The organism is Rheinheimera texasensis DSM 17496 (assembly GCF_000711985.1).
In the GTDB taxonomy this organism is placed as follows: domain Bacteria; phylum Pseudomonadota; class Gammaproteobacteria; order Enterobacterales; family Alteromonadaceae; genus Pararheinheimera; species Pararheinheimera texasensis.
Map to the genome: position 1 here is coordinate 219381 of NZ_JONU01000007.1, position 16740 is coordinate 236120.

At 46.7% G+C, this 16740-nt stretch carries 6 protein-coding genes; 2 read left to right on the top strand and 4 right to left on the bottom strand.

All coding sequences use genetic code 11. The features are described from left to right. Positions 1 to 8 precede the first annotated feature (8 nt). Complete coding sequence (locus Q399_RS22415) at positions 9 to 1754, top strand: STY4851/ECs_5259 family protein (protein ID WP_157836202.1); 1746 nt, start codon at positions 9 to 11, stop codon at positions 1752 to 1754. A 6-nt stretch (positions 1755 to 1760) separates the two neighbouring features. Beyond that, the gene (locus Q399_RS0101100) at positions 1761 to 8021 is read left to right on the top strand and encodes a DEAD/DEAH box helicase (RefSeq protein WP_031564567.1); all 6261 of its coding nucleotides are present in this window, start codon (positions 1761 to 1763) and stop codon (positions 8019 to 8021) included. A gap of 430 nt (positions 8022 to 8451) precedes the next feature. Here the strand turns inward: Q399_RS0101100 and Q399_RS0101105 are convergent, their stop codons facing one another. The 4 genes from Q399_RS0101105 to Q399_RS0101120 all read right to left on the bottom strand — a co-directional run bounded on the left by Q399_RS0101105 (position 8452) and on the right by Q399_RS0101120 (position 16680). Further along, positions 8452 to 11631, bottom strand: a complete 3180-nt coding sequence (locus Q399_RS0101105; RefSeq protein ID WP_031564569.1) for a UvrD-helicase domain-containing protein — start codon at positions 11629 to 11631, stop codon at positions 8452 to 8454. A gap of 3 nt (positions 11632 to 11634) precedes the next feature. After that, on the bottom strand, positions 11635 to 14283 hold the full coding sequence (locus tag Q399_RS0101110; protein ID WP_084164031.1) for a PD-(D/E)XK nuclease family protein: 2649 nt from the start codon (positions 14281 to 14283) through the stop codon (positions 11635 to 11637). 195 nt (positions 14284 to 14478) lie between these two features. Continuing rightward, positions 14479 to 15045, bottom strand: a complete 567-nt coding sequence (locus Q399_RS0101115; RefSeq protein ID WP_031564573.1) for a hypothetical protein — start codon at positions 15043 to 15045, stop codon at positions 14479 to 14481. Positions 15046 to 15075: 30 nt separating this feature from the next. After that, positions 15076 to 16680, bottom strand: coding sequence for a hypothetical protein (locus tag Q399_RS0101120; RefSeq protein WP_031564576.1), 1605 nt, complete (start codon positions 16678 to 16680; stop codon positions 15076 to 15078). Positions 16681 to 16740 lie beyond the last annotated feature (60 nt).

Genomic DNA, 16740 nt, shown 5'->3' on the forward strand with positions numbered 1-16740 from the left:
GCTATCAGGTGAAAGATGCCGCCGGTCATACGCTCTATCGCCGGCACTTCGGGTTATTACCAGCAGACTTTGAGCTCAATACCCGCGCAGCGCCTATCGGTGAGACTGCGCTGATGACACTAGCATCAAATGCCCCCATAGACATTGTGACTGAAGCGTCAGATGTGTATGAGGCGACGCTAGTCCCTGGCAAGCGCAACTCATTCGCGGTGACAGCTAGGTCGGCCAATGTGATACCAAACCCACTATTTAAGATAGCTAGCCCTAGCAATGATAAGTACCTGTTGCTTCGTCAAAGGTACCCAGTGTCCGGTGCGAGATTGTTAACTCCGGATGAAAGTCTTTGTGCAACAAACGAGCTCTTGCTCAATCAATTAGCCGGTTACAGACTTTTACTGTGTGCTCCTAACTCTGTCGCAGAAAGCTTTACGCTAGTTTTTGCGGTACATAGCCGGAACGGCGTGCTGGTGAGTACGTCGAAAAAAGTCAAAATCTTAGGCAGTACCGAAACTTTGAGTTTGTATGGCTTCTATCAGGATTTTGTTCAATTGCTTTCGGTCACCGACGACCAAGATGCTTTCATCAATATTGAAGTTAAAACAAACAGAACATGGCTGACGTTTTCGATCAGGCGCTATAACGCCCGCTTAGTCCGCGAGGGTGATAGCTATTTGACGGTCGTTCACAATAGACAACTGGCAAAAAGCAGTGAGAAACCACAAGATCTTTTTGCCATGAGTTTGACAGACCCATTACAAACTCCGGTTGCATTGGAGAAGCACTGCACTGAAGGTGTTGCTACTGGGTTGTATCACACTGACATATTGAGAAGACAGCCTGATCTTTGGTTAGTTTACGCGCCTGCAGAGAGCGAATTTAGTTTCAGGCCTTGCTTATATGTGACTCAAGAACAATCCGCTATTGAAGTTGACCGAGAAATTAAGACTCTGCACAGCGCTGCGAAGGCCTACCATCCCGTTGCCAATCCGGATGTGATTCAGCATGTTATTACGCAAATGGCGGAGGATTATCATCACACTGGCTGGCAGTATTTAGCAGCGCTTAAGCAAAACTATAGTCATCTGCCCCTCTCAACATTTGAAACCTGGAAAGCGCTGGCACAAAGCCCTGCTGCATTAGCGCTGGCTATTTTCCGACTTGAATTGGACGAAAGCTTTTGCTTAAGACTTCGCGATGAATTGGCTGTGATCTTTGAAACTATCCCGCTTTTGGTGTGGATTAAGACGCGCCAAATCTTTAAATCGGTGCTGAGCGCTGCTGGTTTGCCAGAAATTTTTGTCGAGAGCACCATTAAAAACCGTGACGGTGTTATGCGTCTGGTAGTTTCCGGTTTTGATCACATGACAGATTATCTGGATACCGGCGATGTCAATGTTCTCATACTACCGCCATTAGACGCTGTTTTGAGAATTTGGTATCAAGGATTAAGGCAAGATCATGTTGATGATCAATGGCCGGAGACTTTGAAACAACCGTTACGTTCCTGGCTTGCTGAAGCTGACCTTCCGCAATGCGTGAAGCAACTCACTGGCCGTAATTACACCGACTCGGTGACCTTCTTACCCATTTTTATGGCGTATGTTTCAGTTGGAAAAGCATCCATTGCTCAGCTTGGCGATAATCACACGCTCATCAAATTCTTTATTAAACAGCATGCTGACTTTGATCGGCGCTGGTTTTTAGATTTACACGCGCTCATGGTTGCTCATTTAGAAAAATACAAAAGGAATTAATTGGTTATGCGTTATTTCAGCGAGTTAGTAAAGCAGTCACTGAATAGAACCCGTGAAGCCACATTGAGTATGATTGGCGTCAATAACCAAGGGCTACGTGAGCATTTAAGCCAACAAATGAGTGATGAACTGGGGGCCGATGGCTGTTTTCTAGCGCCGCCGATGTTCGAGCATACTTTTGGTTGGCAAGAGAGTGATACGACCTTTGCAGAGTTAGCCGGGAACTTATTGTCTGAAACGTTGGTTGATACATTAGCCAGCGCGCAAAACTACAATTTCCCGAAAACAGCCGTACCATATAAACACCAGATCACGGCGTGGCAGCATCTGCTCTCGGAAGAGCCGAAATCTGCCATCGTGACCACAGGTACCGGCTCTGGTAAAACTGAGTGTTTTATGGTCCCCATCCTTGATGATTTGATTCGGTTATCGAAACAACAAAATGGTGCTTTAGTTGGTGTATCTGCACTATTTCTTTATCCATTGAATGCACTGATTAACTCGCAACAAGAACGACTTGATGCATGGACAAAGCAGTTCGATGGCAAGCTTCGATTCTGTTTATACAATGGAAACACCGAGGAATCTGAATCTACGGTTCGTAAAGAACAAAAATTAAAGCCTAATCAAATTCTCTCGCGTCAACTCCTAAGAAAAGAACCTGCACCAATCCTGATGACCAATGCCACCATGCTTGAATACATGCTGGTGCGGCAAATTGACGACCCGATTATTCAGATTTCAAAAGCAAAACAATCGTTACGTTGGATAGTGCTTGATGAGGCCCACACCTATGTGGGATCGCAGGCTGCTGAACTATCATTATTGTTACGACGTGTCGTACAAGCGTTTGGTAAACAGGCGAGTGAAATCCGTTTTGTCGCAACATCGGCCACCATTGCTGATAATGACGCAAAATCAAAGCTTGAGCGTTACCTCGCAGATTTAGCCGGAGTACCTGTTTCTCAGATTTTGGTCATCACCGGCGAACGGATCCGCCCACAAATCGATACGAGTCGGGCAATTCGCAATCTATCGCTTGCAGACATCATGGCAATTGACGCGACCGCTGAAGTATCCGCGAACCGCTATGCAGCGCTTGAAGATCACCACTTATGTAGACGCATCAGACACGCAGTTCTTGAGTCATTAAAACCGCTCGATTTAAAGGACTTGTATGAAAAAGTAGCAGACCTGCTGGATGGTGCTGATAAAACTGGCAAGCTGCAAAACTTGCTAGCTTGGCTTGATGTGATGACCGGGACTTTTGCGCACAAAGATGGACATCCATTTTTAAAGTTAAGAGCTCACCTTTTCCAACGGATGCTCCATGGTCTGTGGGCTTGTGTTGACCCCAATTGCTCAGTAAAAGGCGAAAGCCTGAAAAACTTCCCTTTTGGCAAAGTCTTTGTGTCACAACGTTCAACCTGTGAATGCTGTGCGCCTGTCTACGAACTAGCATTCTGTAATGACTGTCGAGAGCCGCATCTAGTGGCTCAGGAGGACAGTCAGGGCATATTGCAACAACCATCTTCTTATAGTGGTGATGAGTTTGCTTTACATGGAGAGCCAGAGAATGAGGAAGACTTGTCTTTAGACGACACAAACCGGAAAGAAGTAAAAAGTCCGAGTTCTAACAAGATAATCGCGGTTAAAGCAAGCGATGAAAAATATCAAAAACATACGATCAATAGATCAACTCGTACAATAGACAATTTACCAACCTCAGATTCTATAAGTGTTTGGTTAGCTGATACGAATGATGCTGCTTGCACAGGGTGTGGTCTTGAAAGCAAAAACTCTGTCGATTTTTTACGTAAAGCTTACTTAGGTGCGCCGTTTTATGTCGCTAACGCAGTGCCAACTGTGCTGGAGTTTTGTCCTGATCCCAGTAAAAAAGACTCGGCTGGTCGCTCGCCGGAAGAGTTGCCAGGCCGGGGCAGAAAACTAATCACCTTTACCGATAGTCGCCAAGGTACAGCACGAATGGCTGTTCGGATGCAGCAGGAAGCAGAGCGCTCTAAATTGCGGGGATTGGTTTTAAGCGTATTGCGTAATAAGCAGGCTAAAGCAAATTTTGATGCAAAAACTTCATCATCAAACGTTGATTACCAAGTACAGTTAAAACTTGCCGAACAGCTAGAGTCGTTGAAACTTTACGACCAAGCAAAAAAAATACGTTTAGATGCAGAACAGCTGCTGTCAGCGCCCCCTGCAATTTCCATAGGTTTTAACGCATTGACCGAGGAACTTGCAGCAAGTAAAGATATTTCTCAAGCCATACTGAGATACAACCGTTATACCAACCCTGCACTATTTGACGATACCATCGGCCCCAAAGTCATGTCTCGCTTGTTATTAGCGAGAGAGTTCAGCCGTAGACCAAAAAACCAGAATAGTGCCGAAACGCTTGGCCTTGTCCGGATCGGTTATCAAGATTTAGATAGGGTGACGGTAACTCCCGACCGCTGGGCAACCACAACCGCAATAGACCCGACTGGCGAACAACATGCTCAGAAAACTGCTTTAACACTGAATGACTGGAAAGACTTTCTGAAAGTCGCATTGGATTTTTATGTCCGTGAAAATACCTTCGTAACCATGACCAGAGATCTGCAGCTATGGATGGGCAGTAAATTCACGCCAAAAAGTCTGTACACTCCGACCACTGATATTCAGGAAAGTAGTGTCATCAAAAAGTGGCCGCAAATTAAGCAAGGCAATCCATCAAGATTAATAAAAATCCTCGAACTCGCGACAGGCTTGTCAAGAACTGAAGCTGTCGGTAAAGACCTGATGAACAATTGGCTTATCGCGGCGTGGAAACAACTTACCGATCTAAAGGTCCTAGAAAATTTGGACGGCGGTTTTCAATTAAAATTGGAGACCCTGACTTTTTCGTTGCCACAAACAGCCTGGGTTTGCCCATTTACCCGACGCCTGATTGATACCACTTTTAGGGGGTTAACCCCTTACCTGCCAAGAAAGCTCGATGGCAGAGACTATCGTTGCAGAAAAGTCGATTTACCTGACTTTACCAGCTTCATTCAGTGCTCAGGCCCGTCTGATTTACCCGAGCTACGTGCGCAACTCAACAATAACCAAATCGTTCAGTCACTCCGAACGGAAAACTTATGGACGGATTTAAGTGACCGAGCATTAGAGGGCGGTTTTTATTACCGCACAGCAGAACACTCAGCTCAACAATCGGCGAACACTCTTGGTTTGTATGAAGAACTGTTTAAAAAGGGCGATATTAACGTCCTCAATTGTTCTACAACAATGGAAATGGGTGTTGATATCGGCGGTATTTCGGCGGTCGTGATGAACAATGTACCGCCACACCCTGCTAACTATTTACAACGCGCCGGGCGTGCAGGACGTCGTAGTGAAGCTCGAGCAATTGCCTACACATTATGCAAAGCCGATCCGCATAACCAACGCGCTTTTTTAAATCCCAAATGGCCTTTTGTCACAGCAATTGCCGCCCCCAAGGTTACTTTAACATCAGCCAGAATTGTTCAGCGTCATGTCAATTCGGCCTTGCTTTCACTATTCTTGAAAACGTGCGTACCTGTACAGGAAACCGATCGTACTAGGCTGACTGTTGTTTGGTTTTACGCAGGTGAAAGTCAACCTTGTATCAATTTCTGTAGTTGGCTGCAAAGCGAACAGCAGCATTTTATAAATATGGTGATGGTGCTTGTCTCTGGAACCGCCCTTTCAGGTCGCTCTGTCAATGCGATTGTTGCAGACACCGTGAGCGCAATTACTGCGCTTCGCGAGTACTGGAGTAAACAACGCTTACAAATTGTCAGTTTTGTCGAAAAAGCGGCTGATCCTGCCTATAAAATGGCTCTGGAACTGGAGCTAAAGCGGCATGACCAAGATTATCTGTTAAGAGATCTGGCTAGCCGTGCATTCTTACCTGGTTATGGTTTTCCAACCGATGTTGTTAACTTAAATAACTACAATGTTGAGGACTGGTCAGAAACATCTAAACACAAGAAAGATAAAGACCGGGAAGACAATATTTTCACGTTAAAAGAAAAACCGAGTCGAAGCCTTGATGTTGCACTACGGGAATACGCGCCTGGCGCAAGCTTAGTTATCGACGGTCGCGTTTACCGCTCTGCCGGCGTCATGCTGCAAAACTATGAATCAGGTTCGGGCTCTCCATTAAAGTTTGATTTGGCTTGGCGCTGTCATAACTGTGGAGCGACAGGCGTGAAAGAGAACGCATATAGTCAGCACAACAATCTGCGATGTACGCATTGTCAGGCTGTAGTTACAGAAATCAAAACAACCCTCAGGCCTGTCGGATTTACCACCGATTTCTATGAACCGACATCAAATGATATTACCAGCCAAAAATTCATAAAAATGGCCTTACCGCGCGTGCAGGTTCACGGGGAAGTTTTGCCATTGCCGGATCCGCGCTGTGGTTTTGTGCGTTTTGGTCATGGTGGCACGGTTTTTCATCATACATCGGGAGAAAACGACGCTGGCTTTGCGGTATGTCTGGCGTGCGGCAAAGCGGAATCAATGCTTGATGATAAAACACCACCCAAAACATTAGCGCATGACAAGGAACACCGGCCGATAGGCGGTGCAACAGGAACCAATAAGCTGGCGAATTGTTCTGGCAAAAACGTCAAGACCAATTTATATCTGGGTTTTCATACTCATACGGACGTGCTCGAACTAGCTTTAAAAAATCCGGTATCGGGCGAATGGTTAACTGATAAACCAGATCATCAAATCGTTGCCAGAACGCTTGCTGTGGCGCTGAGAGATACTATTGCTGAGCATATCGGTATTGCCAGCTCTGAGATGGGATTCGCTATTCGCCTAGACAAAGACTTAGTCACTAAAAGCAATCGCTCAATCATTCAGGTATTCGATAACGTCAGCGGTGGTGCGGGTTTTGTACTCAGTGGTTTGAATAACATTCAGCAACTGATGCTCAAATCCTTTCAATTACTGCAGTGTCCGGCAAATTGTGCGAATGTCTGCTCAAAATGTCTGGCGAGCTCTGACAGTCGGGTCGAACTGCAACAACTCGACCGCAAGCTTGCCCTCTCCTGGTTGGAGAAAAATAAAATTGAAGAGTATTTGCATCTGCCTGAGCAGTTCCAAAGCATCTCGGGTGCTGAGTTATGCGCTGTTGGGCCAGCTCGGTTTATCCAAGCATGCCAGAACATGCGTTCTTCACATCAAGAGCCGTTTACTTTACGTTGTTTTTTACACGGTACGCCTGAACAATGGGACCTTGGCCTCCCCTCATTTAAAGACAAGCTGCTAACCTGGAAACTGATTGATAAGTTAAACGTAGAGCTCGTATTCCCGCAGAAGACAATTCCTGATGCAGAGATGATTCGACAATTGGGAGCTTTCGAAAGTTTGGGCATTTCTGCGTTTACAATCAGTGACGCGAGCGTTTCTAAAGCCGACCACACATACATCGGGGTTCAAGCACTGTTTAACGAACAATGTGTGACTTTGATAACAAACTCGATGAATAGCGCTACACCCGGAGAAAGCTGGCTCACAACAAGCGAAGATACAATTTGGGTTTCGACTAAATCAACAGCGCCGCTTGAATTATCGCCGCTACAGCTCGATAAGTCTCAGGTTGAAAAGGATAACATCGCGATTATTGAGATAACCGATCATCTAAACGGAAAAGTTGAGCGTTTCGGTAGTCTGTTAGGCGACTTACTGAAAACCAAAGTCCCGGAATTGACGAACAAATTGGAAAAGTCAGTCATTAAGCGGCTGACTTACACAGACAGGTATTTAAAATCTCCCTGGGCGGCGCTGCTTTGCAGTCAATTGTTAAGTACGTTTGCCGGAAAGCACACCATCCCGGTCATCATCAATACAGTCGCGAGCAATAGTAATCAGCAAGGACGACTGATATCTCACGACTGGCAGTTTGAATCTGAACAACAGTATGTTCTGACCAAATTAATGGAAATCGCGGCGACTAACGCCAAAGTGCTGGTCAATACGGTGTCGTCGGTTTGGGAGATACCGCACTCTCGAGTTCTAACGATTGAATGGGAAGATAACTCCCAAACCCAACTGCTCCTCGATCAAGGTGTCGGATACTGGAAAGCCAATACCTATTCCAGTGTTCAAAAAGAGCATGATTTCTATTTGGATGCAGAAGGTCAGTTATCGGACTTGCTGGGTAAAACCAGCGATATGAAAGTCGTTAACAGCGCAAGCTGGCCGACGTTTGTTGTGGTGAAGACGATTTAGATATTGATGGCTAAATACCCTCATGATTTTTTTAGGGGTATTAGTCTTTGATATTTAACAAGCGATAAAGGTTAAGTCTGGAGGAAAGGTCAATGCAAGGCGTCTTATCTGAATAGACAATATTACATGGATTAAAGCTAGTGGAACTTAGTTATGATTGGGCTAGCGGGAAGGTTGTGGAAACTGCTGGTCGGATTGCCAACACCAAGAGCAGTTCGCGAAAAAATCAAATCCATATCACAAATATAACTTTTAAAATTGCGAACCGCAGAGAATATCTGCGGTTCGCATCTGTGTACTGGCACCTTGCGCTTCGAATAGAAAACAAGATACCAAGTTTAACAACCAACTGTTCACGAGTATTATCGTTAGTCGGTCATCTTAATTGTCGCCCAATGTAATCGTTAAATTTCAGTGCTTTCAACTCGTTTTAGATTAGTCCCACACGCAGTGCTACCCCTGTCATCGGCAACATTAACCAGCTTTCAATCACCGGCTTACCGGTCACTTTACTGAGAATGTTGGCGTAGGTGGCTAACTGCCCGCCATGCTCTTGCGCCAACTTTGCGTGCTGCATAGCGGCGACCGAGGTCGATTTATAATCAATTAGGATGAAGCCTGCTGTCGTTTCAATTACCAAATCAGCACGTCCAGCGACCATCGTGCCATTTTCCGCTGCATGCGCCATCGGTAGTTCAATACGCGCTTGCCCATCAGGCCAGCGACGCAGTATCCATTGACGCGCTGATTCCATTTGCGGATATAAATCTTGTGCAGAGATCATGTGTGATTGATGGGTGCGCATTAAAATTGCTGCTAGTTCATCAAGACAAAGTGGCTTGGCACGGTCAGCCAAATGTGCAGCAAAACATGCGTGAATAACATCGCCAAATCGGCCGCGCTCTGCATCATTTCCTGTTGCTAGCCGAACACCAAATTGTTCACTTTCTAAAACCACGGCATTTGTCGCTGAACTGGTAGATGGCGATTGACTCATGCGCTGGCGTTCTGTTTGTGTTTGAACAGGCGCAAACCAATACAATTTCTCGGTTATGTTTGGTAGCAACACAGGAGCACTGCTGGTAATCACCGCGCGCTCAAACGGCACGATGTGCTGGTTTTTTAGCACGATGTCTTTCGCTTTGTCGTCGGCTGGAAGAATATCGGCCAGCGCGATGGTTTGCATCCATTCTCCATCCAGCGCTTTATAAGCACGTGCCAGAATCAGTACGTCTCGTGCACGGGTCATACTTACATACAATAATCGCTGTTCTTCATTAAGCGCCATTTGGCGGCAAGCCTTGCCTAGTGGCGTTTGTGCTATTTCATCAGCCAAAGTGACTTTTTTCTGCGCCCCAAACGGCCATGGCCAATAACGTATTTTCCTTGAGGTCAAGGGGCTTGTGGCGTCAAATTGGGCAGCTGATTCGGTTTGTACGCCCCACAATCGATCACGAACATCACTCGCCAAATCCATTAAAATCACCACAGGCCATTCCAATCCTTTGGCACGATGGTGAGTAAGCACATTGACCGCATTCAGCGCGGTTTGCGCTTGAAGATCGATTTTTTCATCTGCTGCAGCATGCAACGCCATCAACAAACCAGTCAGCGTGGCGGCCTGATTAGCGGACAGGCAATCGTCTTCATATTTCGTAGCCATTACTAATAGTTGATTCAAATTGGCTAATCGTTGCTGCGCCTTTTCGACGTCTTGCTGCCATTGCAAAACGGCCTGGCTGAGCTGACAGCGCAAGATGATGTTTTGTAATGCTTCGCGCGGAGATAGAAGTAAGGTTTCACTTCGGATCGTTTTTAACACATTAAAAATTGGCAAGTCGGCGGCCGCATCGACTGAATTTTCGATCCACTGGCTAGGCGAATTACCTTCTTGTGCCAGCCAGTTCAAACGATTGCTCAGCCATTGCTCTGGCTCTTGGCAGTACGCTAACGAAACAATTTCTGCGGTGGCAATGGTATCAGCAGGATCTAGCACGCGACGCAAGCAAGCGGTTGCTAATACGCACTCGGGCTGCAGCAATAACTCCGATTGCTCGGTTGCACTTCGAATACCTTTTACAGACAGTGCCGCTGCAACAGCTGGAACCGATGCGTTTGAGCGTGTCAAAATGGCAATATCTGAGTAACGAACAGGCCGTAATGTGTTTGTTTCCCGATCCACAATATTGCGCCCTTCCGCAATAAACTTTGAGACGGCCGTTGCGAGCGCACTTTGTATCGTTTCTTTATTTGACCCTTCCAGCACCCAATCAATCAGCGCAGGTCCTTCCGACTCAGCACGCGTTGGTACTAATTCCACATCCGCCGTGCTTAGCCCTAAGCCACTAAATGCATTCCCAAATAAATCATTAACGCAATGCACCAAGGCTGGACGTGACCGATAAGAATTTGGCAGGATAGACTTCGAGCCGCCCAAGGCTGGCAAGGCGTCAATGACGGCCATCATGAGCGTTGGATCACTGCCACGAAAGCCATAAATGGCTTGTTTAATATCACCTACCCAAATAACCTTTTTAGCGTAACTAGCTAGTTTTAAAAACAAGGCCAACTGAATCGGACTAGTATCCTGAAACTCATCCACCATCAATAGAGCCAATTCATCACGTAAGGCGTCGGCAACGACTGGATGATCAAGAATTTCAAGGAGACGGCACTCCTGATCGGTAAAGTCCACCCCGCCCATTTCTTCTTTTAATTGCCGATAAACATCCATCGCATCGGCAGCCATGTTAAAAATGCGCGTTAAATACTGTTCAATATCTTGATGGAGTTGCGCATGCTTCATAAAGCGACCAGCAACATCGGCTACATCTTGAATACAGTCTTTAAGCGAAGCCTCTGGCGCTGCCATTGCAAGTTTGGGCCATGCGCTCCAGCTGAGTTGCCCCATTTTTATACCACTAAGCACCGTCTCGAGTTGCTGAAGATAGCTTACTGTTAATTTAATCGGCTTAACTTGCGCCACAGCAGTACGTATGTTCGGCAAGACTTTTTCAATGCAGCACTGCAGCTGCGCACTGAGATCAGATATGGTGACGCTTGGAAAATACCTTAGCAAATCGAGGGCATTGCGTGCCCCATCTTGCCGCAAAGTGGCAGCGTCAATGGAATTAGATCGCGCTTGATTTATTAGGTTTTTCAGTGCATCTCGCCAAGGGATGTTATCGCTACCAAACGGAGCATCAGCCAAGCCCAATCGACCTGCAATTTGCAAAAAATCTGCCATATCGCCGCTTTCATTAACGGCGTCAATCGCTTCTCGCATCAATTGATCGGCTACTTTTTCATCGAGCACTTTTTGTTCGATTGGCATCCCTGCTTCAAAAGCAAAACGCTTTAACAACTGGCCACATACGCTATTGACTGTACCAATTTGTGCTAGAGACATTTGGTTCGCTAATGCGTGATTTTGCTTTTTAATCAAATGTTGACGCACTCGTTCGCGCAATTCAGCGGCAGCTTTATTGGTAAATGTCGTAGCCAGAATGCCACTAGGCGCTGTACCAGCCATCAGCTCTTGGTACAGTTTGTCCATCAATGTGTAGGTTTTCCCGCTACCAGCGCCTGCGCTAATAAATTCGATGTTCATATTTTATTGCTCCCAACCAGCTAGGTGAAGATAGGCGTTGTATCGTGGATCCATTTCTTGCGGCGCAACGCCGTCTTCTGGGGGCGTAGAGAGCTCGTTGGGTTCAGTACCTTCGACAATGACTTCAATCATACCTGCTTTAAATTGCGCTTTGCGCCAAGCCCATGTTTTAAGCACTTGTTGCCAAACCGCTGGTTTTGTTATCTCAGATTTTGATGTAACCGCCGTCACGCCCTTAAATTGATATGGCGCAGTGGTGAGTAATTTCGCATCGTGCAGGATGAAATATGCAACTTCAGGCCAGCTGCCCGTCGCGTCTTGTACCAGCTTGGCATAAAGGATCAATTGTAAATGGGTGTCATTTTGGAGCTTTTCTCGGTATTTTTTTTGCCCAGCCCATTTCATATCAACAATCAAGGTCGAGCCATCTGATAGCGTCAGTAGTAAATCGGCAAAACCTTTTAAATCCCCTTGATTAGATGTCCCTTCCAGCAGCTGTTCCGGTTTTACTGACGTAATTCCTGCGGTTTGCAGTAATTGATGCAAACTGATTACCGACTGGCGAAGGCGTGCTTTAAAGGATAAACATTCAACCTGCTTCCCAGCCATTAATAGCACTGCACCTTCTTCATCGATTAATGTATCAATTTGCGAATCAAACCAGTTTTCTAACTGTGCTAGCGTCCAAACTAAGCTGTCCGCAGTACAATAGAGTTTTTCAACCATGCGGTGCGCCAAGGTACCCATCAAAGTAAAGTCGGCCGGAATGCTGAGTACGGATGCTTTGCGTAAATTGGCAGGGTAATTGAGTGCCCACTGATAAGGATTAAACAGCAAAGGCTCCAAACTACTGAATGAATAAGGCTTATCCCAGTCAAATTGATTTTCAGCTTTAAATGACCACCAACGACGTTTGGCAGGTAAAGCCCTATAAGTAATTGCTTTCGTAGTCGTCGTTTTTGCCATGGTTTGAGGGCCGTTAAGGCAATCCTCAATTTTAGTTATTTTGATCGAGCCCAGGCTTGCGTTGAGCAACCACCAAAATGGATGCAGTTCATCGCCCTCTGGCGGCAAAACTAACACCAGTTTCCTCTGCGCTAGCAGCACTGGGCGCAACCAACTCAGCGCCTGCTGCTCTGCCTGCGATTTCAAATCTGGCAAACTTACTCCTGCATCGCGCAAACTTTTTTGCTCGGCACTAGACCATGGATGAGATTGAACCTGTGCCGGCGAACTCATTGCCCACCAGACAATGTTGTCAAATGAATCGATCAATGCTGCTGGATTATTGATCGCAGCGGCAGCGCCCACTTCTGCATTTTGCAAAGGATTGCCTACTCCACTACCCATCGATTGCGCGAGCAATTTATCTAATATTGCAAATGAAATGTGTGTCGTTCCTTGCATAGACAAGGCTAACAAAGCGTCTGAAAAAGCTTTTGCTTGGTCATGCGCTGCAAGAAAAGCTAATTTATTAGCCACACTGTCCGTGACCAAACGTGTTTGGAAGAACTTTGTGATTTTTTGTGTGCGCTCAATCAAAATCTCAAGCGGTAATCCTAATTTTTTGCTGTAACGAGTCGACTCGGTCCAGTATTGCAAATTGGCTAACGTCTCTGTGCTTGGGTTTTCATCTTTATCTTCATCAACTAACTTTTGCAATAAAGCATGCCATTTCGCGCCACCGATCCCAGGGCAATTGGATAAATATTCCGCCATTCTACGGCGATGGCGACTGCGGAGAGGATTGACCGGATGAGCCAAAAACTGCATCAAAATCGCCAAATCAATCGGTGCTTGAAGCAGCTTTAAAGCCAATGGAAGAAGTTGCAATGCAGGGCGAAAAACACTTGATTCGGACTGACCTAGACAAGCATGATCATTTGCATGTAACGCGGCATCTAATAAGGTGCCTTGTTGCGGAATGAGTACCGCAGTATCTTCGTTCGCTTGCTTCAAAAATTCAGCCAGCCATTGAGATGATGTCAATGCAGATTCTGCACGCACTACTTGTACACTACCATCACCCTTAAATTTTTCGATTGTCGAACTTGCGACTAATTGATCAGCGAGCAACGTTGTTTGCAGTGCAAATAAATCAGTCCCCACAGATGCCAATACAGGCAATGGTTTGGGCTCAACTATAGGAAGTTGCTTCAAAACTTGTTGCCAGCACGAAGGGAGCGTTTCCATTGCTTCGGTCAATTCAATAGAATCAATTTGTGGCCGCCGATAAGCCAATTGTTGAGACACTGCCTGCAAACGTTGGCCAATTCCCGCTGCAACTCGATGCTTTGCCACTTTTTCAAGTGCGACCATATCTTGTAATCGAGGTAACGTTGTTCCGGCAAAATCGCCATTCCAACCAGCTTCGTACCATTGGTCACGCCAATTCAATAATTGTTCTGCCACACCCAACTCATCGACTTTGAAACTCGCTTCATAAAAGCGCTCTCCTGTGCTGCATTCGACCAGACATTGGCGCATGTCGACGACGCGTTTCGCATGCGATATAGGGGCACGCACTAAGCCCAAATGGACTTCAAGTACATTTAATAGACCTTGCTGACCCAGAGTAGCCGCGCCAACCTGATTATTGAGAATCCAGCCACGATTTCCGTCCAGATTCATTCCAAAGCGTATTAGTTGCATGTCGTTCCTTCTATTGCTCGGGCCTAATGGCTGTGCCTTTTTAAACTGCCAACTACGTGCAACCACTTTGGCGTATTTAGCGCTATTGATTACTGAAATGACCGTTTCTTTGGTTCGAAATTCTATCCAAAATTAGGCTACAGAAAGTCAACTTCTACTGCCAGTGTTATTGCTATTTATGCATATAAACGTTTATTATTTAATCACTTGCATCCAGTTGCTGCATGCATAGATTTTTGCCGCATACGCCTCTGTCTCCGGGCTCATCATTGCTTCACTAATGCCACGCTCGCGGCGCTTTTGTTGCCAGGCTGCCTGATATTCAAGCGACATCGGATCTTGTCCGCGACGGCGTGTCCTTGCATCTTCGATGCTGTCGTATAGATGGTCGTAACACTCAGGGAACAGCTTGAGGTGTAGCGCGTCGATGCGCTGTTGCCGCGATGATTTTAGCTCCGTTGCAGCATCGCTTTTCAGCACAGCAAGTAGCTGGTGCCCTTTTGCACTGGCCACTTCCTCATCAAATAAATCCGCCAAATTTTTCATTACCGCGTTTTGCAGCGACTCACCGGCAACCAGATCTTCATAAATCCACTGCGCCAACTGGTGATATTCGTTTTCCATTCCATCATTTTGCTGGCAACCGGTATTCAGTACATCAGCCTGATACAGGAGGTAACTGATTTCACAGGGAACCAGAACACTGTCACGGGCAGCCTGCTCTGCTTTTGCTTCAAACGCTTTTAACTTCTTGTTCGACATCTACTTTCCTTCACTTTAGTTCTTAACCTATCAGTTTCTGGCCGTATTCACCTGAGCTCCCCGTTTGGCCAGTTGAGTAGCCCAGACTGGCATGCCGATACTTTGCCCGTGGCCTGAATGGCTGCGCTGGCCAGCGCGATGGCCGTTCAAAAAGCTTTGCTGCGCGCTACTGTTGATAAAGAGATTAGCTTTTGCATAACCGCGTTTTGCCGCGCTATGTAGTAACTCCCGTGGCGTTTTAAAAAACTCAGCCGGTGTTTTTTGCTCATGCAGCTTCAGCAAACTCAGCGCGATATCAAATTCCAGTTCAGCCAGCGTGTCGCGCTGCGTCGTTTCATCAAGTTGTGCCAGTGCTTTGGGCGCGACTTGGAGCGCACTTTTAAACTGCTCGGCCCCAAACAGTACGTAAAAGGTATTTATTGCTGCTTTGCAGTAAGCTGGGACCTTATGGAAATTCTCCAGCAGCAGCTTACCGGCAAGGACGTCGTCCTGCGGATAATCCAACACGCCTAAGTGATGGCACATGCCGTCGATGTAACCTAATCCCATCAGCCCCATGCCCCGAGCCTTCACCAACTGACCTTTGAGGTTTTTCAGCCAGGCTTGTGAGTGCGGCTCTGTTGCCTTACTGGCATCCACCAGCATCAACGCCATGCTGATGAGTAGCGCGGTCGGCTCGTTCAACCGCAGCCCCAACTGCAGGTAGTGCTGCAGCTGCTGTGGGTCGCGGTTGCCCCAGTATTCCAATAACCGCTTGATGGCCAGCAGATGCCCGGCTTTTGCGGCTTTATCGTAGCTTTTCAGCGCTTTTCCTAGCTGATTTTGCCGCTCCAGCACTTGCGCACAAAGGTGATCAAGCGCAGCACAAGACTGGCTGCGTTGGTACTGTTTCAGCCAGCTTGCTAGTAATGCCAGGTCAAATTCAGCATGCGTTTTTGCAAAGGCTAGCTCGGCTAAAAAATGGATGGTCTCAAGATTGACTTGCTGCAGCCCCAGCTGTAGACCGCGGTTCAGCCAGTACTGAACATCGGCCATCAACAGAGCTGGCTGGCCGGCCAGATTTTTTGCTTTTTTTGCAGTATCAAATTGTTGCAGCAACAGCCGGCTCATTTGTACACAAGCGGTGACGCTACCATCACCTGCTTGGACCGAAAAACCGAGCGCAGTTTCCAACAATAACCGCAAATTCTGCCTGGAATAGGGCTGCCATAGCGGTAATTCAAATTCCGGTTGCTGATAACGTTTGGTGTAGCACACCAGTTCGAACAAGCATTGTAAAACAGCCACTTGCTGTACCCGTTCGAGCGGCTGCATCGTGATATGACGGCCACGTACATCCTGCTGAATATGCACCGCTTGATTAGCGTGCTGGCGAAGCTGCATTAGCTGTTCCAGTAAATCTTGCGGAAACACTTTTTGGCTACTCAGCAGCTCCAACTTTTCAGCCAATTTAGTTTCCAGTGACAGTTGAATGCCGTGTAAGTCAGCAAAGTCGTGACACCAGAGCTCTAATGCCAGGCGCACCTTTAATAAAAAGCAGCAACTGTCGTCGCCCAAAAAACGCTCAGCGTCGAACAACAGCTGCGCCAACGCAGGGTGTTGCGAACGGACAAATTCGAAATTATGCACTGACATCTGGCACCCCGGCTGCATGATAAAGTTGGAATAAAAAGTGAGAGTTGGGCATCCTTGCCC